We start from the raw sequence: 20,615 nt of genomic DNA, 5'->3' as shown, positions 1-20,615 counted from the left end.
GGACGTAACTATCAGTCCTCTTTTTTGTGTATTCTTCGTCTGTTTTTACCGTATTCAATCATTTCAGATTTCAAATATAGCTTAAAAGTGGTGCGGCCGTTCTTTTGTTTAGAGAAGAATGGCTGTATCACTGAATTTAGCTTTGCCGTCGAATCAAAACTTGCTTGCGTTTGTTGCGTAAACTTTGGTGCTTCGTCTTTTGTAAGTAAATTTTCTTGCAGATATTCTTTAAGAAATAATGGATGATTGTCTAGTATCTTGTTGAACTCTTCTTTATTCAAAATGATACCTCCTTGATAACTCTTATCCAAAGTATACTTTATAAAGGTAAAAAAATCAATGTATTATATTTACAAAGTTAACTTTATAAGGTATAATAAAGTGAATAAGAATTTCAGGAGGATGAATGGTAATTTAGTGCAAAAGGAGGGAGTAATATGGAAAATATTTTACTTTTTTTTAAAGGTATCTATTCTTTTGTAAGTGCAGGAATAGATTATCTATTATCATTGCTTATCCAGGCGTTAGGTTTCCCGTTGTTATATGTTTTGGAAGGTATTTCTAAGACGCAAGGTTTTGAAAGGATATGTTTCTTAAGTGCTTTGTTTATGCTGGTTGCTATCTATTTAACTATATTTTATTACATTTGGACTTATATTGTGCCGCTTCTTGTCTTTTTTGTGCCACTTATATCATTTGTCGCTAAAATTCTTTTTATAGTAGCTACTGCAGCAGTCATTTATTTAACTTTAAAAAAACAATGCTTACGAATTCAGAAAAAAATAAAAAAAGTAATAGGAGTGTGATCAGCATGTTGAATTCAAGTACTTTAGTTGGGAGATTAACGAAAGATCCAGATTTACGCTATACTGCAAATGGGACAGCAGTTGCGACCTTTACCTTAGCAGTCAACCGGAATTTTACAAATCAAAATGGTGAACGAGAAGCTGACTTTATTAATTGTGTCATATGGCGCAAATCTGCAGAAAGCTTTTCTACTTATACAAAGAAAGGAACACTAGTGGGGATAGTAGGAAGGATTCAAACGCGTAACTATGAGAATCAACAAGGTCAACGAGTGTATGTTACTGAAGTATTTGTGACAAGTTTTTCATTATTAGAATCAAGAGCGAAAAATGAGTCGAAACAACAAGAACAACCGCAGCAAGAGTCAAACAATCAAATTCCTAGTAGTTCATTTAATGGGAGTGCAAATGGATCATTTAGTCCTCAAGCAGATCCTTTTAGTGACGGACGTCCTATTGATATTTCGGATGATGATTTACCATTTTAATTTGAAAACATTTTAAAAAAAGGAGCTTTATCTACATGGAAAAAGAGGACTTAAAGAAAAACTATCAAGATAGTATTAAAATGCGCAAAATGAAGACAGACAAGTGGGAACGGGCTTTGGAAGGTGTTGCTTTCAAGAAAAGCAATGAGAGTGACAAACAAATTGATTATTCTATAAAACAGAAAAAATAAATATTGGGGAAGAAAAAGGTGTTTATATGAAAAAACTAAACAGAATAAAGTGGCTACTGCTAACAGCAGCAGCCACTTTATTCTTATCAGGATGCGCAAATCTTGAACAAAAAGCACTAGATAGTGTTAAGGAAGTTACTGAAAATTTTACTCAAACCATTTCAAACGATCAACGTATTCTAGCTGAACTTGTTCGACACGTAGATGGTGACACAACGGTTTTGAGGATTGACGGAAAAGAACAAAAGGTTCGCTTCTTGTTAATTGACACACCGGAGACGGTAAAACCAAATACAAAAGTTCAGCCCTATGGCATAGAAGCTAGCAACCGTATAAAAGAGCTTTTGTCTACTGCTTCAGAAATTACTTTTGAATATGATAAGGGCGATAAAACAGATCGCTACGGACGAGCGCTGGGCTACATATTCGTAGATGGAACATTACTACAAAAAACGCTTGTGAGAGAAGGTTTAGCACGTGTGGCTTATATCAAAGAGCCTAATACTAAGTATTTACTAGAATTAGAGGAAGCACAGGAAAAGGCTGAAAATGAATCACTCGGAATCTGGAGCATACCAGGCTATGTCACAGACAAAGGATTTAAATAAAAGAGAATGTTGTCGAAATAGTTTGGAATTATAGTAATGTTTATTTAGACAGGATAAGTAATAGCTGACAAACAATACCAAAATGTTAACTACAATCAAAGGAGAGTATAAAAAATGAGTAAATATATTTACGATGGTGACTGGAAAGCAATTGAAGGAACAAACCTAGCAAAAACTAAAATTAGAGATAATTTATCTGATAGTTTAGAGAAAGAGCATTTACTAAAAATTAGTACTATGTTAAGAAATGAAGGATTTATGCCGATTGATTTTGTTGTGTGTGATTATCCAGTCGAAGGTGTGTACTGCATTGAAAGAATTGGAAGCAAAAAGGGAGTTGACTATTTTATGATTCATGACGATGGCGGAATTTTAACTCCATATTATACGACTACTAAATCAGTAAATGGGATCAATACTTTTCCTTGTCAAACAATAAAAGAATCCATTAAAAAAATGGAGTGTTGATTTACTCATTGTGATGATTTTAGAAAAGTAAGAGTTTAAATAAAAGAGGTGAGGACATGACAGGTACACACCTGAATAAACTAGGTACACAGCAAAAGAAAAGGATTTATTTTGAAGTATCTGAAGAGGCTGCCACAATGTGGGAGGAAATTGTCTCACATGAAAAGAAAAAGGCTACAAAAAACAAGAGATACTATCCAGCACATACAATGGAAAAATTAATTAGAGATAGATACGAGTTGTTGAAAGCATTTGGTGATTAGTAGCATAGCAATAAAAAGCAACCAATCAAAGAATACTTGATAGTTCTTTGATTGGTTGCTTTTTTATTTCATAATATACTTATTTTTATCTCGTAAATACGTTTCAAATTCAATAATTTCTTTTCTTTTTCTTTTTAATACCGAGTCGTTCATTGCCTTAGGGAAGACACCTTCTCTTTCAAAAATTATATTTTCAATGATGTATATTTTTTTGATTAAAACAGCGACCTTTTCTTCTTCATGCGCACGAAAAGCAGTATCTTTTGATTTACGAGCAATCTTCAGCAAGTAATACAGCGTAAGTGTTTTTTCCGATAGTAAGTCAATCGTTGAGCGATTAAGAACTTCATTTTCATCGCCTAAGATAGGTATTTCATAAGGGATTTGTGATGATCGTTCTTTATCTTTGCATACAGAGTCAAGTGAAAAACCAATTTCGCAAAAATTACATGTTAATCGTTCTGATAGAGTAGTACCGCAGTATTTACAGGTATAATGTGTATTCATAATAAAATACTCCTTTTCTTTTCTAATATCTATTGTATGTATTTGTTGTAAATAAGTAAATGATCTGTTAAAAAAACAATGATGCCGATTGACCTTTTTTTTAAGGGAGGGATTTTCCTTTGTAAATAATAATGGATCACTCCTGGAATGAGTAACAAGGGCTTACAGCTGTACCAGCTTTAGCTGGATACAGGTGTTAGTGTATTTACCCTTGTTACTTGAATGGAAGGTGTGATACCAGGCAATGAAATTGCCGTGCCCGAAGGAAAAGCCCTTTAAAAAGGAGGACGTAGTCCGATAGCCCGTTGTAAACGGGCGGGAAGTGTGCGTAGCACACGCAGGGGGACCCAGCAATCGTAGATTGATGGGGGAAAAGGGGCTGCAAGCCCCGTTCCCTTTCAATAAAGGGCAGCTGTGTAACAGCTGGCTGAATTTGTCAATATAGCGAAGCGTCAAGGGTAGTGAGCGAAGTCGAAGACGGTACGAGCGAACGACTGTATATTGACAAATTCATAAGTATTCGTGTAACGAATACTAACCAAGGATGGAAACACTTTCTACCTATTATTAAGAAAGGTAGAAAGTGTTACTATTTAAATAAAACGGAAGTTTCTAAATAAATTAGAAATAGAGAAGTTTACCTGTTGTATACTCGAAAATAGTTTCTAGAAGCACATAGGCAACCGGGGCAGTACTTTGTATAAAAGGTGTTATTTCTTCTTTTTTTCCTTCTCTATTGAGATAAGAAAATGTAACAAGACTTTTGTACCTATCAACTGCGTGAAATTGCATTCCTAAAAGTTCATAGCTAGCTCCTATTGTACATTCTGATAGTAATAATGAGTGAGATTGAATAAAGTTGTTTATTGCCTTTTTAGTGGGTCTGATGACAACATGTTTTTCTGTTTTTTTAACCTGCTTATATTTTTCTATACTTTTTGTAAATTCCTCGATAGAAATAGTTTCTAGATAAATAGCTGTATAATTTTTGTACTTTCTTTTTTTCATTTTTATTATCTCCTGTTGAATTTTAAAAGTTATTGTCTTGTTCTTTAATAAGTGAGTAAGTAGCACCATTTTCTTTAATGTTTTCAAAGTAGTCCAACCATACTTTATCGACGGTTTTTGCTTTTTTATCTTCGATAAATTTAGACCATGTTAGTTCTAATGCTTGATATTCTGCAGGCTTAATAGTGCTAGGTTTTATACCAGTATCTATACAAAGAAGTGCTTGGAAAAGCCACTTAGGATTCGTTTTTAGCAACTGCTCTAATGTCCGATAATAAGTATCTATAAGATTAATTTCGACACTATGCTCTATGATTTCCTCTTGAGCTGTCTCTAACATTTTCTTGTAATGCGATTTTGGCACTTTGGTTTCTTTGTATTGATAGGTCATGTTTTCCATTTGTTGAGCCATTTTATCCTTTGTTAGTTTGATAAAATCGTCAAAATAGATTTTTGGCATGGGGGTTCCTCCTTTTTTGAAGGGATGTCCTTCTTGTTGTTTTTTTATTTTTTTGTTAAGAAAAATAGATCCTATCTGAAGTGTTTAACAAGGGCTTACAGCTGTACCAGCTTTAGCTGGATGCAGGTGTTAGTGTATTTACCCTTGTTAATCCAACGGAAGATGGGATATAAGGCAATGGAATTGCCGTTTTTTCAAAAAAATAAAATGACAAGAAGGTGGAGGCCGAAAAGGCCGGTGCGCGACGGAGGAGCGCTAAAGGGAGGACGTAGTCCGATAGCCCGTTGTAAACGGGCGGGAAGTGTGCGAAGCACACGCAGGGGGACCCAACAATCGTAGATTGATGGGGGAAGAGGGGCTGTAAGCCCCGTTCCCTTTCAATAAAGGGCAGCTGTGTAACAGCTGGCTGAATTTGTCAATATAGCGAAGCGTCAAAGGTAGTGAGCGACGTCGAAGACGGTACGAGCGAACGACTGTATATTGACAAATTCATGGCAAAGTCTGTAGGACTTTGCTTCCATAAAGTGGACAACAAAAAAAGCCTTCGACTGAAGGCTTTTTAAATAACAAACGAGAAATTTTGTAAAAACTTTTGCGCAATTTCATAAAATGTTTCTTCGTCCAACGTGTCTACGTATTTTATCCCACGTTGGGCCTGTTCTGTATAGTCTAGCGAATATACTTGCAGTGTATTTACTTTACTTACTGCGTTATCCGCAGTATGAAGTTTTTCACTATAGATAGGAACAAGAAAGGGACGTTCTTTGCTTAATGAGGTTATTGGACATACAATCACTAAATTGGTTGAACGATTGTAATTGTCTTTACTCATTACAAGAGCTGGGCGACGTTTTTTGATTTCATACCCTTTTGAAGGTGCAAAGTCGATGATAACAATATCTCTCTGCTTTGGTTTATATTCCATCGATTTCGCCTCCGCTAGGTGAGTAATCAATCGCTAATTCGGGCATATAGAACTCTCCTTCAGTCGCATTTTCAAAAAAATCTTCTACTTTCGGAATTAAAGCGATGGATCCATTGCTTTTGCGAAGAATAACAAATTCTTCACCTTCTTTGATTCCTAACGCAGCAGGGATTGTTATAACCAGTGAGTTTCCTTGTTTTCTAGTTTTTGTTGATGTCATGGTTAACACCTCCATTTTTTATTAAGTATATCATGTATTCACTAGGTATTACAAGTTTGGACGTTGGATTAGATTTAAACACTTAATTGATAAAAAGGGGTTTTCCAAACGGATGATTCAGGTTCTTCACACAAGCTGTTTTTAACCTTGCATATAGCCTTTATGCCGAGTATGGATAGTTGAACATAACACATTAAAAGGCAATTTTCGTCTATATCTTCACAGTGAACAATCAATTGTTTTTGAAAATTGTATTTCTTCTTTATCATAACTTCAGAAAGAGCGATAATAAGTGACCCAGCTCCGCAACAAGGCTCATAATAAGAAAAATAATTCTGGTGAATTAATTGAGGTTCATTGCTATTAAACGTTAGTTCAGCCATTAGCTTTGCAACATGATATGGTGTGAATACTTGTCCTGATTGTGTGGAATTGAGTTGTAGTTCCATGTAAATTTCACCTAACCAATCCGTATGTTTATTTTCAAAAGCTAGGATTAAAAGACCGAAACATTCTGCAAATATTTGGGCTTCTTCTTCTGTGTATTTACTAATAGTGTGTAAATATTGGTTTTCTCTTTCTTCGTAATTATGTTTGTCACAACTGTTTGAAAACGTAAACGCCATTAAATGTATCCAGTCATAGTAAACGGTAGACAAAGAATGTTTTCTTGAAAATAGATGAAGTTTTTTTAGGATTTCAGATTTTGGGTTCATAAATTCTCCTTTTTTGAAGGGTGTCCTTCTTGTTGTTTTTTTATTTTTTTGTTAAGAAAAATAGATCCTATCTGAAGTGTTTAACAAGGGCTTACAGCTGTACCAGCTTTAGCTGGATGCAGGTGTTAGTGCATTTACCCTTGTTAATCCAACGGAAGATGGGATATAAGGCAATGGAATTGCCGTTTTTTCAAAAAAATAGAATGACAAGAAGGTGGAGGCCGAAAAGGCCGGTGCGCGACGGAGGAGCGCTAAAGGGAGGACGTAGTCCGATAGCCCGTTGTAAACGGGCGGAAAGTGTGCGTAGCACACGCAGGGGGACCCAGCAATCGTAGATTGGTGGGGGAAAAGGGGCTGCAAGCCCCGTTCCCTTTCAATAAAGGGCAGCTGTGTAACAGCTGGCTGAATTTGTCAATATAGCGAAGCGTCAAAGGAAGAGAGCGACGTCGAAGACGGTACGAGCGATCGACTGTATATTGACAAATTCATAGCAAAGGCTGTAGGACTTTGCTTCCATAAGCAAAAAGTAAGTGAGACTATAAAAAAGAGCAAGTAGTCTTGCTCTTTTTTATTATTGAAAACTATCAAGTGGTTTTCTTAATTGTGGGAAGTGATGAACGTAGTTATCACGGACAAATATCGTTCCAAAATCGTCAAAATCTTCTCCTTGATAAGCAACTACGCCATTGACAATATAATTTTTAGGTTTCAACAAGTTGTTAATTAAATACTCTATCCATTCAACATAGTTATAAAATTTTTCTGCATAGTTCCAACAAATTGTTTGGCTATCGTCTAATAATTCCCAATCACACCATAAACTTGGCTGTGTAGAAGGCGGGAAGTTATACTCAATGATTGATTCCAGACAACTACCTTGTCCATAATTATCTAAATCTTCAACAAAAAATTCTCCATCAATGCCACAATCTCCATAACCATGTTCAATAAGATAGGTATTATCTCGTTTCATTCTACGAGTATTTGTAAGCCCACGAAACAAAGAGGCAACGTCCTCTGATACAGGCTTATTTATTGTGAAAGTACCTATAAGTTCTGTAGTGTATCCCATAGCATTACCACCATTCATGATAAAACACTAGTTTGTTATCTTTAATGGCTGTTAGTGCTTTTTCTATGATAGGTAAACTTATTTCTAAGTCCTGATAATACCAATCATCATATTCCGTACTACCAAAGAAAAATCCTTGACTGGTTGGTAGTAATTCTGAAGAAGTTTCTTCCTTGCGCTCGGTTAGACAAAGCATAATTCTTTGTTTTAGTTCTAAAAGCATTTCTTCATTCACAATAAGCATTTCAATATTTATGTCTGATTGTTCGGGTGCGTAACTAGCAAAAAATTCCCGTATTTGATTTGCTTTTCTCCAATAACCAATTGCTTGTGCTTCCACTTTTTCTTGTTCTTTTTCATAGAGCCACATGTCTAAACCCATAATATATCCCTCCTAATTTGGTTCAAAGAAGAATAGAAAAATAGCTTTCTTTGGAAGGGGTTTTCTTCCTTTCGTTAGCGTTCTATTTTCTTTGTAAGGTTGGATTATCACGGCTGAAGGTAAACACAAGGGCGAGAGGTTGTTGCTGCTTTAGCAGCGTACAAACTCCGTATATTTACCCTTGTGTTTACCCAGAAGCTGTGATAGAAGCAACGGAGTTGCTGGTGACAACCAAAGGAAATAGAACGCGAAAGGAAGTGAGCTGACAAAGTCAGCGATAGCCCGTTGTAAACGGGCGGGAAGTGTGCGAAGCACACGCAGGGGGACCCAGCAATCGTAGATTGATGGGGGAAAAGGGGCTGTAAGCCCCGTTCCCTTTCAATAAAGGGCAGCTGTGTAACAGCTGGCTGAATTTGTCAATATAGCGAAGCGTCAAAGGAAGAGAGCGACGTCGAAGATGGTACGAGCGAACGACTGTATATTGACAAATTCATAGGAAAGTCTTACAGACTTTCCTTCAATTAAGCGGAGTTTAGAAATAACAAATAGTGGTAAAATAGCCAGTAGAGGCGATCTTAAAAAAAGGAGAGAATGATTAATATGGAAATTTATGCTAACGAAAGAGGAAATTCTTATGGATGTACGTATTTTATAAATTTACGTGAAGAAGAGTTAGTAATAACGTTGGTATGGCAAGATAATTTTTTTACTTATAACAAGGAAGAGGTAGAGAGTAAAGTAAATAAAATGAAGGGTATAAGCACTACGATAAAACTGGCAATCTACCAATTCATTGAGAATACAAACTATTTATTGTATTTATCTTACAAGGAACTACATTAAAATTAAGTACAAAAAAAGCAATCGACCACTGATTGCTTTTATTTTGTTTACCAGATAAATAGCCAGTCGTTTTCCGCCGACTGGCCAAAGAGATAGATTTGTAAAGAAGTGATTTGTGCTTCCTACAATTCTTTTATAGCATTTTATAAGTAAGTAGACAAATATTTTACTAAAGATAAATAATAAAAGTTTAGGAGTGAAAAAATAGATACTAGATTACTAGAAAATAAAGATACTTGATATTTGCTAGTAAACTACTTATTAAGAATGGCTATGAAAAGTCCCAATGCCATATAAGTAGTAATTATTATTGATAAGGATGCTAAAATAATAATAAACGAATGAAGAATATGTGACTCTTTAAAATGTTTTATTGATAGAAAAATTAAAGTGGCACAAAATATAACAAATACTAACCAACATAACAAAAAACCACCAGTAACACGTATCACTTCAAAAAATAAATCCATATTACTCAACTCCTAGATATTTTCTTTAATTATATCATATATAGAAAATAATGATTATTATATCATTTAACTTAGAAATCCTTTAAATGGATTCAAGACTATGGTAAAGTGAAGAAGGGAAGCGTTTACAAAATTATTCAAAAGAAAGAAGGAAGAAGTAAATGAAAAAAATGTTATTGGGGATTATTTTTCTGCTGAGTGTTGGATTGTTCTTTATAGCTCCATCAAAAGCAAGTGCTGATGAAATAGACGACTTTCTGGACAAATACAATTTATCAGGAGTCGAACTAGATAATTTTGAAGCAAGAGAACAAGCAGTTAGACAAAAGAGAGATATTGGTTTAGACGAGAGTGCTATTAAGAAGGAATACACAGATTTAATAAAAAAAGGTGAATTAGACAACACCATAACATACTCAGAATTTTATGAGTTTGTCACATATCCGGAACCTAAAGATCCTGTTGTAGAACATGCTCGGAAAAAAAGAGATATTCAGAGACCACAAGCAGGTGATATTCTAGTCACCAATAGTACTTCCTCTAGTCCGATAGTAGGTCATGCAGGTATTTACTTAGGCGATGGTACTATCTTAAGTATAGACGGACCCAAAAAGCACCCGTCAACAATTAGTTTGTTTCAATGGATGATTGCTCGTAATTCTACAAAAGATACATGGACAAAAGTATATAGACCAAAGGCTGCTTATAAACCAGCCCAATCTGCCAATTGGGGAAATAATAATATAAGAGGAAAAAGTTTTAGTTATGGAATTACAGGTGCGCCTACAAGTTTAGATCCTACTTATTGTTCTAAAATAGTATTTCACAGTTATTGGTTTGCCAATAATGGAAATGGAATGATTATACCTGGACGTTTGGTATCTCCGTATGCACTCCCTAACATGTTTGTAGACTACGATCACGCTGATCATGTAGCAACTTACACTTGGAGAAATATTGCTTAATAATGTTATTGACAAAGTAAGTATAGCTAAATAATTAAAAGAACCAACAGGGTATGCCTTGTTGGTCTTTTTAATATTCTGATTGCTACTAGGTAAGCAGTAGGGCATTCAAGTTGGGCATATTTCATTTGCGTAAATTTTTAGTATGTCTGTACTGTATTGTTAAGAACTTTTTAATCATACTTGTAGAAACTATACTAGTAGATATTCTGGTTTTATGAGTATTTGTTAGAGATGAAAAGTCAAAATATGTTATATCCTTAGAGACTGTTCTCCCAAAAAAAGACAGTCTTTCTTATGCATTTAACTCAGCTTTTTTGTTTAAATGTATAAGAATCAAAGAAGTCGCAATTCTAACAAGATTGCGGTTTCTTAGGATGGGATAAACGTTAAATAGGGATTTTGATAATAAGCTACCTTAAGTATTGCTATAATTACAACAAATAAAAAAAAAAGTAGGAAGTTATACATGAAAAATACTTTTGATTAAATTTTTTCTAGACAAAAAGGCTGCAAACAAGGTGACATAACTATATAATTTAGAAATTAAACTTATGAATGGAGTGTAATTATGAAAAACAGCTTAAGAATTTCTTCGATAACACTATTGTCAGTATTAGTTTTAGGTATGGTAGTTCCAGGAACAACTGCTTTTGCATCAGAATATAATAGTGGGAATCAAACTTCACTGTGGGATATTGAAAATGAAACAAATCCTAGTTATGACAAGAACAATAAACAGTTTTCCAATCCTTTAAATAATGATGAGATAAACTTTTTAAAAAGCTTAGGATTGACAGATTCTGATATTAATGAAGTTAATAGCCAAGTTCCTTCTAATGTTGATTTGATAAATGGGTATGTTGTGAATGGAAATTCAGATAGACAAGTTCGGGGAAAATGGTCTGCGGCAGCTAAAATTCTGTTAAAGAATTATAACAAGTTACCAGGGTGGATAAAAGCAGTTGTTGGTTACGGGGCAGCTAATAGTTTGGCCAAGACATTAGAAACATTTTCTGGAACATTGGAAGATGGACTAACTGTAGGACTAGAAGCATTAGGCTTCAGTGGTGGAGTAGCAAGAAAATTTGCACAGGGAATAGCTTGGGCATTATTCTAAAAAAGAAAGCACTCCTCTTTAAGAGGAGTGCTTTCTTTTTGCAATAATATAAAGTATTAACAATCCTAATAAGAAACCCACAACAAGTTTTACAAGAGTATACAATATGCCATTTTGTTTAGTAAATAAATCAATCACCTTGGCGCTAATAACAATACTAATAAGCCAAACTATAATTTGTTTCCAAAAAGGGATATGAGAAAATATATCATTAAAAGTAATCTTCATAAATTACGCTCCTTGTATTAACTTATTTTATATTACCGCAAATCATAGAAATAGTAAAACAAGAACTTTAAAGATAAATTAAATTTTTTAAATTTCCTATTTTTACATTCCAAAGTTTCCAGTTATTTAAAAGCTGAAAATTTTATGAGATGAAAAGTTTAGAATAGTATTTGTATTTTAAATTTTAACAAATCTAGTTTATAGATGGTTTAGACATAATAACAACAATTAATTTTCTAAATTTTGAGTATACATATTATTTAAAAATTTTTGTTTAATAGCACTTTTAGTAGTAAATTAATATGTAAGTAATTACTTATGATTGTTATATTAATAAACATTCATCAAGCTTTTGTAAAAGAATTTATTATTTTTAGTTCATTAATAGTTTAACTTTTTTTTGAAGTTTAATGGGTGGATTTTTACTGTCTAAAGGAACAGCTAAAAGATTATCAAAAGACAAAGAAGCATACTAATGAAAAAATAAACATATAAGGAGAGAAAAAATTATGAAAAGTGTAGTATGGATTTATACAATAAATACTAATGGAACTGTGATTAGAAGTAGTGGATATGCTATGGTGTGGATAAGTTCTAAGAGATTTCAAGACAAGTTAAAAAAAGAATTACAACCTGAATGGGATTTAACTATAATTAGTTATGATATAGCACAAGATGATATTCCTAATGCAGATATTATTATGTATAATGAGGTGGATGCTTCGTATCTTGATGAAAAAATTAAGAATATTGGATTACCTCTATCATATATAGATTTACAGACAAGAAAAGCTGATAGTATAAAGAAAAATTTAGAAAGCTTCGCCAATAATAAAATATAAAATGACTATTATAAGTTACTGATGCAAAAGTACCAATAGGTACATACTATTGTAAATTATTATTTCCTTAAAATAATTGTCTATTCAATAATGAAATGGCATAAAAAATTGTAGGAAGCACAAATCACTTTTTTAAAAATCTATCTCTTTGAGCAGTTGCTTTTACTACTTGTTTTTCTCACACTGTAAGCTATATATCACCATGTATATTTTTCTTCCAAATTATTGTTTTCATCTAATGCACATTAAAGAATTGTTAATTTAGTCAAATATTGTTATAATGTATCAGATACACAAATTAATACAATTTGGTGGTTTTAAAATCGCCTAGAAGGAGATGACAAATGAAAAAGAAAGCTTTTTCCTATATATCTTTAGCAAGTTTAATAGTGACGTCTTCTTTGACTCCGATTGTGAATGTTCGAGCAGATGATCAGCAAGAGAGTTTAGAGCAAACAACTAGTGAAGATTCTGAAAAAATGAATAAGGAAAATATAACGTTGGATTCTTCAAGAACGTCAGACAAATCCTCTGATTCTTCGACAGAAGACAAAAATGAATCTACAGAAGAAACAACTACGGAAAACTCTACTAACGGCGCAAAATATTACGGTGAAACTCATGGAAATAACCAAGTCAAAAATGAAGCAGCAGGACAAGCTTCTAAAGAACAATCTGAAATCGCTATGGCTAATGATACAGAAGATCTTGCAACTTGGATGCCAGATCCAACGCTACAATCCGTGGTTGCTAAATCACTAGGTATAGAGGTATCTGAAATCACGAAGGAACAGATGAACAAACTTCAGACTCTTTATATATACGCTGCAGATTCCGCTATTGCTGATTTGAAGGGATTAGAATTTGCCATAAATTTATCATCGTTTTATATGAGCGGACAAAATCAGATTACTGACTTTTCAGTTTTAAAGTCTTTAAATAATTTAGCTTATGTATATTTAATGGGAGCAAATGTAACCGATGATAATGTACCAAACTTTGGTGACAATGTAACTAGACTAAATCTTAGTTCCGCAAGCGTAACCGATGCAGTGTTTTCAAAAATTGTTAATATGAAAGGACTAGAGTCGCTAAGTTTTGAGTCTAATATGAATATTACGACTATTGCACCGTTGACTGCATTGCCAAATTTAACAGAATTAAGAATTCAGACTTGTGGTGTGACAGATTTTACTGTGATAAATGATTTTCCCAAACTATCGATTTTGGCTGCATATGGCCAAAATACAGGAAGAAATGACGCAGTCACTTCACTATCTGCAAAAGAGTTAAATTATGATCCCAAAAATCAATCATTTTTTATTCCGTTTTCCATTATGCCTAATCGATTAACAAATTTTGATGGGTATCAGCCTCCTTTTACAACATCAAATAGTACTAGTCAGACATACTTTGATTTGAATGGTGTGCAGATACCTTCTTCAAGATTAACTATTACTGAAGATGGGATTACTGTATCTGGGGTTACTCAAAGTGAATTTGAAAATATTGAAACAATGGAATACAATGCTTTTTATAATAATCCAGCTGGGTCATATGCACAACCGGATGGTTATAGTTTTTATGCCATTTCATCAGGAACCTACTTGCACCAATTTTCGATCAATCATCAAGAAGCCGCTGCAGATGTTACGGTGAATTATATTGATACGGACGGGAATGAATTGAAACCTTCTCAAAAGATTAGTGGCAATATTGGTGAATCTTTTGATGCAACAACGCCGGATTATAGGCTAGAAATAGAGGGATATACTCTAAAAGAAGTTCGAGGCAACCCTACGGGTAAGTTCACAGACCAACCTCAAACGGTTACTTATGTATACGTGAAGAATCCAGTAAAAGCAGCAGAAGTGACAGCTAAATATGTTGATACAGAAGGAAATAAGATTTCAGATGAAGTAGTGAAAACGGGTAATATTGGAGATGACTACACCACTGAACAAAAAGCGATTGATGGCTATACTTTCAAAGAAGTTCGAGGCAACCCTACGGGTAAGTTCACAGACCAACCTCAAACGGTTACTTATGTATACGTGAAGAATCCAGTAAAAGCAGCAGAAGTGACAGCTAAATATGTTGATACAGAAGGAAATAAGATTTCAGATGAAGTAGTGAAAACGGGTAATATTGGAGATGACTACACCACTGAACAAAAAGCGATTGATGGCTATACTTTCAAAGAAGTTCGAGGCAACCCTACGGGTAAGTATACAGATCAAGCTCAGACTGTAACTTATGTGTATATGAAATATAAAATTTATCCTGACTCAAAAGCGGATAATAAGCTTGACCATAAAGATAAAACTAATAACAAAGAAACATATTCATCATCCCAACACACTTTACCCAAAACTGGTGAAAATAAAAGGCTGGCGTTGATAAGTATTGGAGTAGGTTCAGTACTTTTAGTACTGGTCCTTATAACTTCTGTTTTACGTTTTCGAAAGTCAAAAAATAGCCATCGAAAACAGTAATAAAAAATCATAATTAAAAAATTTCAAATTTATTTGGATTTTTTTCAAATAATGTTGGTAAAGAGAAATTGTAGAGTCGTTTCAAGTCCAGAGGAGAAAATCCTCTGGACTTTTAATTTGGGTTGTATTAATTTCCTTGTTGGACAAAAATCCGCAATTTGAAATTATAGAAATTACGAAAACCACAGGCATTCCACTTTAACACTTTGATATGATTATAATGGTAAAATTTTATATTGTGGTTGGGATCCTGTAGGATGAGGTTCATTAGGTGCATTTATTGTACTACAAGCAGGAAACACAAATGTGATTTATCAAGAATTTAGCCGAAATGTTGGAGATATTAAAGTTAGCACTGGACAAACTGTTAAAAAAGGACAGCTGATAGGAAAGTTTACTTCTAGTCATTTACATTTAGGAATGACAAAAAAAGAATGGCGTTCTGCTCATTCTTCTTGGAATAAAGATGATGGCACTTGGTTTAACCCAATTCCTATACTTCAAGGAGGATCTACGCCTACACCTCCAAATCCAGGACCAACAAATTTCACAACAAATGTACATTATGGTTTACACGTCCTTGGGGGATCTTGGTTGGGGGAAGTAACAAACTTTAACAACACTAATGATGGTTTTGCAGGTTATCCTAATCGTCAACATGACATGCTTTATATTAAGGTAGATAAAGGGGAAATGAAGTATCGTGTTCATACAGCTCAAAGTGGCTGGTTAGCTTGGGTAAATAAAGGAAATAAAAATGATACAGTGAATGGTGTAGCAGGTATTCAAGGACAAGCAATTGATGGCGTTCAGTTAAATTATATAGCACCTAAGGGAGAAAAATTATCACAAGCATACTATCGCTCACAAACTACGAAACGATTAGGATGGTTAAAAGTAAGTGCAGATAATGTTTCTATTCCTGGATTAGATAGTTATGCAGGAATTTTTGGGGAACCGTTAGATCGCTTACAAATTGGCATTTCACAGTCTAATCCTTTTTAAATTTAAAAAATAACAGCACGATTACGCATTTAATAAATTTTAAAGGGGTGAACGAGTATAAATAAAGGTATAGTCAATATACTAAAAAAATCATTTATTTTGCCTGTTGTTGGAGTATTCTTTATGCTGAGTACTAATGCTTTTGCTTCTGAAGATTATAATTTACTTGGAGTAAAAAATTATGATCAGTATGCATTAGGAGCACCTAGTGGGTGTGAGGGAGCTTCACTATTACAAGGATTACAGTATAAAGGGAAAATTCCAGATTGGGACTTAATCAAGTTTTTGAAGACGATTCCTATCTCTTCTAGTGGAAATCCTTATGATGGATTGGTAGGAAGTCCTTTTGTTGAAAACTCATGGACTTATTCCGCTATCTATCCTATTCCTTTAGTAAAATGGGAACAAGCATATGGTGATCTAAAAGATATGTCAGGTCATTCTTTAGATGAATTACTAAATGAAGTGAAAAATAATAATCACAATTGTTGCTTGGGTAACGATAAAATTTCAACCGGTACGATGGGGAATATGGGATTTTGGTAGAGCAGTAAATAATAATCATGCAGTAACTTTAGATGGTTATGATTCAAAAAAGGAAAACTTCACGTATCGGATCCGGTTTCTGGTAAATATTGGATCGATAAGAATACATTTGAGAGTGTATACAAGGAGAGAAATTTCGCGGTTGTAATTCGTTAAAACGTATTATTAAGTATTAGTTAAAAATAAAAGAAAGATATTTATGTTTAAACATATTCCGCTTAAAATAAATTTTTTATATAATGTAAAATAATATTTTAAGGTATCTTAATGTCAGTAGGTCATGACCTGCTGACATTTTTATTCACTACTAATCAACCTTATAGATTGGATTGATAAAAATATGTAGCAAAAATTACTCTTAAGAAGGCCTTCTAATTTGTACTTGTTTTTAACCTATTTTAGAATTTGATAATAATTGATAAGTATAATACATAAAGGGGAAATCAGTAAAAGTAATCTAAATAATAGATGTATTGACAACACATCTAGTTAACAAAGAAGTTTATTAAACGATAAAATATGCCAAATTTATTCCTAAAAAAATAACAAAAAACATTTAATATGGTATGATTGTATAAAAAAGGAGGTATCTCATGAAAAAAATATTTATAATTAGTTTTATGATGCTAATAATACTCTTTGTTGCTATATTTTTGCTTATAAAAAATAATGAACAAAAAGATACATCCATTTCTGGTGGATCAGACCAGTCATCGATTGAGTTTTCTGCTACGCTTATCGAACCACCGAAGAAAGTAGACCAGACAGATGACTATTTCATTTCGTTTGATGACGTAAAAGTGGTCGATGAGGAAGACCAAAACAATCTAGATACATTTAATGAGGGTGGAAGACTGATTACCACGTTACCTACAAATAAAGAGATTAGAGTAGGAGATAAAATAGTAGTGAGAGTGCATAAAGACTTTGCTACAACACGTTCTATACCACCTCAAATAATAGGAAATAGTGTGATTTCTGTATCATTTCAATAAAAAAACTTTAGTGAATGAAAATGGCAGATGAAGGTTTAGCTGATTAATTTAAAGTTAAAAAATGTACGAAATGGAATGTTGCTGATATTCATGATTAAAAAGCAGAGACATTCGTGAATTAAGTAACCAAGAAAGTTCAAGACTTTGAAAATTATGTAAAGGAATGTTCTGACTCTTTTTATTAAAAAGAACAATATTGTTTTAATTAGCCACTATTAAGTTGATTGTTAATTAATAATACTAAAAATTTTGAGCATAAAATTTTTATAGAATAAATACTTTTGGTAAAATTTTATTGTGATAAATTTCATATGAAAGTAGGGGGGATCGATGACGAAGGGGAAAAAAATACTTTTTAGTTTTATTGCTTTTATTTTTGGCACTTTTTTATTTACAATTTTTGTCCATTATCAATTTGTCTACTCATTGAGCGTTCATTTTATCAGGCCAGAAGACTATCCTTTGATAGGTAGATATCTACCTTTCTATCTTTATTGGGGGAGCGTCATAGGAATGATAGCTGTTGCTTTAACTATTTTTGTAACTATTCTAAGCCCTATAGAAGTTACGTCTATCAAGTTGAATGAAGATAAAGGCAAATTAGAGATAAAAAAAAGTGCGATTATAGGTTTAGTTCAATCACAAATAAACCAGTCTAGCTTGTTAAAAGATTCGAAAGTAAAAGTAAAAATGTATAAAAAAAAGATAAAAATAAAAATCGTTGGAAATACCAGTAGTAATATAGATATTATTGATCAGACGAATCAGTCAATTAGAAAAATTGATACCTATATTAAGAATTTCATTGGACTAGATACATCGATAAAAACAGAAGTTATCTTTAAAAATGTGGCTCGTTCAGACGATAATAAAAAAGAAAAAAAACGAGTAATATAAAGAAAGAGGGGAGAATTTGAAAGAAATATTAACAGTGTATAAGTCTCCAATTATTGGCGGACTAACGGGATTAGTCTTTGCAATTTTATTTTTAACTGTAGGTTTTTTTAAAACAATTCTTGTTGTTATCATGGTTGTATTAGGTATATTTATAGGGAATTATATTAGCAAAAGTGATTTTCTTGGGAAAATCATTAATAAATAAAAAATATAAACGTATAGGAGCGATTTTTAATGGATAAAGCAAAAGAAAACACAAAAGAATTAAAAAAAGTAGAAGTGGTTAAAGGAAAATTAACATATGAAGACAAAGTAATCAAAAAAATTATTGGCATTTCATTGGAGAAAGTGGATGGACTGCTTACGGTAGACGGTGGTTTTTTCTCAAATTTGGCTGGTAAACTAGTAAACACAGATGATGTCACATCTGGTGTAGATGTTGAAGTAGGAGAAAAACAAGTGGCGGTAGACCTAGATATTGTCGCAGAATATGGAAAAGATATCCATAAAATTTATAACGAAATGAAAGAAATCATTACAAGAGAAGTTAAAAATATGACGGGATTAGAAGTAATCGAAGTGAATGTGAATGTTGTAGATATAAAAACTGAAGAGCAGCATGAAGAAGATTCTGTAACATTACAAGATAAAATGGGTGATGCTACAGAAGCAGTAACTAACTTTACCAGTGAGCAGACAGATAAAGCAAAAGAACTAGCTTCAAAAGGTAGTTCTAAAGCAAAAGAATTAACTGAATCTCGTGTACAATAAGTATAGATATTGTGCACTTAAAGCGAGAATTAAAAAATTCTCGCTTTTTTTACTTTGAATATGTATTATAGTATAGCTTATGGTTACTAATATTAAATATTAGGAGAAAAATTTATGGAAAAAATAATGAAATATATTTTTGAAAAATATGATCCAAGCTCTATTATTTTGTATGGATCTTATGCAAACAAAACAAATAATACTAATAGCGATTTTGACGTATTAGTAATAAGCAATACTTGTCAATATATACATGATACATCTTTTGTAGATGATATCCAATTGGATTTATTTGTGTATCCCAAGTCTTATTTTAAAAACTCAGAGATTGATTTTATGAGTTTTGTCCAAATTTTTGACGGAAAAATTGTTTATGACAGTGATAAAATAGGAATGTGGCTAAAAAAAAGAGTGAATTATGTAATAAGTTCCATTCCGTATAAAAATTACGAAGAAAATAAAGCCCAAATTGAGTGGTGTGAAAAAATGCTAGCTAGATCGTTAAGAAAAGATCCTGAAGGATATTATAGACTACATTGGGTTCTAGTTGACAGTCTAGAAATATATTTTGACATTTGTTCATTAAAATATTATGGACCTAAAAAATCATTAAGTTATATGAAAAAAAAAGATCCCGTTTCACATGCGTTGTATGCAGAGGTACTTGAAAAAGCGACACATACATCTTTGGAGAAATGGATACATCAATTAAGAAATATTCTAGAAAAAGTAGAATAAAAAAATTAAAATTAAGTGCTCATCGAGAAAAGTACTTATAAATTAGAAACTAATTTAAAGAATAGCTGAAATGCAACTTGTATAAAAGTGATAGTTGTATTAAAAGATAATCCCATAATCGCTTTAAAAATAATACTAAACCTTGTTTATTAGGATGATTAGTGAAGTGAACAGAATTTTTTTATTTCTGTTCACTTTTTAAAAAAAAAATTTATTTATAGACTAAGGTTAATATGTATAAATCTTGTTTATTAGTGATACTCTATCATTTTACTGAAAAGATATGTAAGGTTTACACAATAAATCTTGTATTAAACAGATATCTATGGAAACTCTGCTGAGTATATTTTTGATAAAAAAATCGATATACAAGGATTAAAGTTTTATACATCGAATAATGTTTAATTATAATCTGTTATAAGTCTAGTTTTATTTTTCTATTTTAATGAAAATGTATATGGTAAAAGTATGGAAAATTTTAAATATAAAATTTCACATCTCATGTAGAGCTCTGTTTATACTGAGTGATTAGATAATAAATTGTACATAGATGCTTAAGAGCTATAAATTTTACGTTTTTTATATA

The 20,615-nt window shown here is 32.7% G+C and carries 27 protein-coding genes and 1 pseudogene; 18 read left to right on the top strand and 10 right to left on the bottom strand.

The window, feature by feature from the left end; translation table 11 throughout:
- Nucleotides 1-11: 11 nt before the first annotated feature.
- Complete coding sequence (locus tag IGI87_RS13655; RefSeq protein ID WP_025189703.1) at nucleotides 12-281, bottom strand: hypothetical protein; 270 nt, start codon at nucleotides 279-281, stop codon at nucleotides 12-14.
- Between the two features lie 156 nt (nucleotides 282-437).
- Here IGI87_RS13655 and IGI87_RS13650 point away from each other — a divergent pair, with 156 nt between their 5' ends.
- The 6 genes from IGI87_RS13650 (at nucleotide 438) to IGI87_RS13625 (ending at nucleotide 2,824) form a co-directional block, all read left to right on the top strand.
- The gene (locus IGI87_RS13650; protein WP_010818212.1) at nucleotides 438-806 is read left to right on the top strand and encodes a hypothetical protein; all 369 of its coding nucleotides are present in this window, start codon (nucleotides 438-440) and stop codon (nucleotides 804-806) included.
- A 5-nt stretch (nucleotides 807-811) separates the two neighbouring features.
- A complete protein-coding gene (gene ssb / locus IGI87_RS13645) occupies nucleotides 812-1,294 on the top strand; it encodes a single-stranded DNA-binding protein (protein WP_010818211.1) in 483 nt (160 codons plus the stop codon).
- Between the two features lie 35 nt (nucleotides 1,295-1,329).
- On the top strand, nucleotides 1,330-1,485 hold the full coding sequence (locus IGI87_RS13640) for a hypothetical protein (protein WP_174126104.1): 156 nt from the start codon (nucleotides 1,330-1,332) through the stop codon (nucleotides 1,483-1,485).
- A 26-nt stretch (nucleotides 1,486-1,511) separates the two neighbouring features.
- The gene (locus IGI87_RS13635; protein ID WP_174126105.1) at nucleotides 1,512-2,093 is read left to right on the top strand and encodes a thermonuclease family protein; all 582 of its coding nucleotides are present in this window, start codon (nucleotides 1,512-1,514) and stop codon (nucleotides 2,091-2,093) included.
- A 114-nt stretch (nucleotides 2,094-2,207) separates the two neighbouring features.
- Nucleotides 2,208-2,561: a hypothetical protein gene (locus IGI87_RS13630; RefSeq protein WP_174126106.1), complete on the top strand. Its 354-nt coding sequence runs from the start codon at nucleotides 2,208-2,210 to the stop codon at nucleotides 2,559-2,561.
- Nucleotides 2,562-2,617: 56 nt separating this feature from the next.
- Nucleotides 2,618-2,824: a hypothetical protein gene (locus tag IGI87_RS13625; RefSeq protein ID WP_174126107.1), complete on the top strand. Its 207-nt coding sequence runs from the start codon at nucleotides 2,618-2,620 to the stop codon at nucleotides 2,822-2,824.
- 63 nt (nucleotides 2,825-2,887) lie between these two features.
- Here IGI87_RS13625 and IGI87_RS13620 read toward each other — a convergent pair whose 3' ends face one another.
- The 8 genes from IGI87_RS13620 to IGI87_RS13585 form a co-directional block, all read right to left on the bottom strand.
- A complete protein-coding gene (locus tag IGI87_RS13620) occupies nucleotides 2,888-3,331 on the bottom strand; it encodes a hypothetical protein (protein WP_105194742.1) in 444 nt (147 codons plus the stop codon).
- 621 nt (nucleotides 3,332-3,952) lie between these two features.
- A complete protein-coding gene (locus IGI87_RS13615; protein WP_010818205.1) occupies nucleotides 3,953-4,339 on the bottom strand; it encodes a hypothetical protein in 387 nt (128 codons plus the stop codon).
- 22 nt (nucleotides 4,340-4,361) lie between these two features.
- Nucleotides 4,362-4,799, bottom strand: a complete 438-nt coding sequence (locus tag IGI87_RS13610; protein ID WP_010818204.1) for a hypothetical protein — start codon at nucleotides 4,797-4,799, stop codon at nucleotides 4,362-4,364.
- Nucleotides 4,800-5,358: 559 nt separating this feature from the next.
- Nucleotides 5,359-5,724 (bottom strand): type II toxin-antitoxin system PemK/MazF family toxin, encoded by a 366-nt coding sequence (locus tag IGI87_RS13605; protein WP_010818203.1) that lies wholly within the window; start codon nucleotides 5,722-5,724, stop codon nucleotides 5,359-5,361.
- The gene (gene mazE / locus IGI87_RS13600; RefSeq protein ID WP_025189702.1) at nucleotides 5,714-5,959 is read right to left on the bottom strand and encodes a type II toxin-antitoxin system PemI/MazE family antitoxin; all 246 of its coding nucleotides are present in this window, start codon (nucleotides 5,957-5,959) and stop codon (nucleotides 5,714-5,716) included. The genes IGI87_RS13605 and mazE overlap by 11 nt, the downstream gene beginning before the upstream one ends.
- 59 nt (nucleotides 5,960-6,018) lie before the next feature.
- Nucleotides 6,019-6,660, bottom strand: a complete 642-nt coding sequence (locus IGI87_RS13595; protein WP_174126108.1) for an N-6 DNA methylase — start codon at nucleotides 6,658-6,660, stop codon at nucleotides 6,019-6,021.
- Between the two features lie 571 nt (nucleotides 6,661-7,231).
- Nucleotides 7,232-7,732, bottom strand: a complete 501-nt coding sequence (locus IGI87_RS13590; protein WP_438737467.1) for a hypothetical protein — start codon at nucleotides 7,730-7,732, stop codon at nucleotides 7,232-7,234.
- Nucleotides 7,733-7,736: 4 nt separating this feature from the next.
- A complete protein-coding gene (locus IGI87_RS13585) occupies nucleotides 7,737-8,114 on the bottom strand; it encodes a hypothetical protein (protein WP_174126109.1) in 378 nt (125 codons plus the stop codon).
- Nucleotides 8,115-8,714: 600 nt separating this feature from the next.
- Here IGI87_RS13585 and IGI87_RS13580 point away from each other — a divergent pair.
- The 3 genes from IGI87_RS13580 (at nucleotide 8,715) to IGI87_RS13570 (ending at nucleotide 11,512) form a co-directional block, all read left to right on the top strand.
- Nucleotides 8,715-8,957 (top strand): hypothetical protein, encoded by a 243-nt coding sequence (locus IGI87_RS13580; protein WP_025193935.1) that lies wholly within the window; start codon nucleotides 8,715-8,717, stop codon nucleotides 8,955-8,957.
- Between the two features lie 631 nt (nucleotides 8,958-9,588).
- Nucleotides 9,589-10,392, top strand: coding sequence for a hypothetical protein (locus tag IGI87_RS13575; RefSeq protein ID WP_438737464.1), 804 nt, complete (start codon nucleotides 9,589-9,591; stop codon nucleotides 10,390-10,392).
- Nucleotides 10,393-10,963: 571 nt separating this feature from the next.
- The gene (locus tag IGI87_RS13570; protein ID WP_425141820.1) at nucleotides 10,964-11,512 is read left to right on the top strand and encodes a hypothetical protein; all 549 of its coding nucleotides are present in this window, start codon (nucleotides 10,964-10,966) and stop codon (nucleotides 11,510-11,512) included.
- Between the two features lie 18 nt (nucleotides 11,513-11,530).
- Here IGI87_RS13570 and IGI87_RS13565 read toward each other — a convergent pair whose 3' ends face one another.
- The gene (locus IGI87_RS13565; protein ID WP_173958771.1) at nucleotides 11,531-11,740 is read right to left on the bottom strand and encodes a hypothetical protein; all 210 of its coding nucleotides are present in this window, start codon (nucleotides 11,738-11,740) and stop codon (nucleotides 11,531-11,533) included.
- 509 nt (nucleotides 11,741-12,249) lie between these two features.
- On the opposite strand from IGI87_RS13565, the gene IGI87_RS13560 reads away from it, so the two are divergent.
- From IGI87_RS13560 to IGI87_RS13520, 9 genes and pseudogenes are all read left to right on the top strand, one after another.
- A complete protein-coding gene (locus tag IGI87_RS13560; protein WP_174126111.1) occupies nucleotides 12,250-12,582 on the top strand; it encodes a hypothetical protein in 333 nt (110 codons plus the stop codon).
- Between the two features lie 344 nt (nucleotides 12,583-12,926).
- The gene (locus tag IGI87_RS13555) at nucleotides 12,927-15,077 is read left to right on the top strand and encodes a MucBP domain-containing protein (protein WP_438737461.1); all 2,151 of its coding nucleotides are present in this window, start codon (nucleotides 12,927-12,929) and stop codon (nucleotides 15,075-15,077) included.
- A 216-nt stretch (nucleotides 15,078-15,293) separates the two neighbouring features.
- A pseudogene (locus IGI87_RS13550) lies at nucleotides 15,294-16,082 on the top strand (M23 family metallopeptidase); the annotation flags it as partial.
- A gap of 123 nt (nucleotides 16,083-16,205) precedes the next feature.
- A complete protein-coding gene (locus tag IGI87_RS13545; protein WP_438737459.1) occupies nucleotides 16,206-16,628 on the top strand; it encodes a C39 family peptidase in 423 nt (140 codons plus the stop codon).
- A 593-nt stretch (nucleotides 16,629-17,221) separates the two neighbouring features.
- Nucleotides 17,222-17,623 carry a hypothetical protein gene (locus IGI87_RS13540; RefSeq protein ID WP_438737457.1) on the top strand — a complete coding sequence of 134 codons (402 nt, stop codon included), beginning with the start codon at nucleotides 17,222-17,224 and terminating at the stop codon, nucleotides 17,621-17,623.
- Nucleotides 17,624-17,953: 330 nt separating this feature from the next.
- Nucleotides 17,954-18,520 carry an alkaline shock response membrane anchor protein AmaP gene (gene amaP / locus IGI87_RS13535; protein ID WP_438737455.1) on the top strand — a complete coding sequence of 189 codons (567 nt, stop codon included), beginning with the start codon at nucleotides 17,954-17,956 and terminating at the stop codon, nucleotides 18,518-18,520.
- 16 nt (nucleotides 18,521-18,536) lie between these two features.
- Nucleotides 18,537-18,725, top strand: a complete 189-nt coding sequence (locus IGI87_RS13530) for a DUF2273 domain-containing protein (protein WP_010821197.1) — start codon at nucleotides 18,537-18,539, stop codon at nucleotides 18,723-18,725.
- A gap of 29 nt (nucleotides 18,726-18,754) precedes the next feature.
- Nucleotides 18,755-19,291, top strand: coding sequence for an Asp23/Gls24 family envelope stress response protein (locus IGI87_RS13525; RefSeq protein WP_010829182.1), 537 nt, complete (start codon nucleotides 18,755-18,757; stop codon nucleotides 19,289-19,291).
- 114 nt (nucleotides 19,292-19,405) lie between these two features.
- Nucleotides 19,406-20,029 (top strand): nucleotidyltransferase domain-containing protein, encoded by a 624-nt coding sequence (locus IGI87_RS13520; RefSeq protein ID WP_438737453.1) that lies wholly within the window; start codon nucleotides 19,406-19,408, stop codon nucleotides 20,027-20,029.
- Nucleotides 20,030-20,615: the final 586 nt, after the last annotated feature.

The sequence above is a fragment of the Enterococcus sp. DIV1444a genome (assembly GCF_051712125.1).
GTDB lineage: Bacteria > Bacillota > Bacilli > Lactobacillales > Enterococcaceae > Enterococcus > Enterococcus faecalis.
Note: the sequence above shows the minus strand (reverse complement) of the source record. Positions and strands in the feature narration are given on the sequence as shown.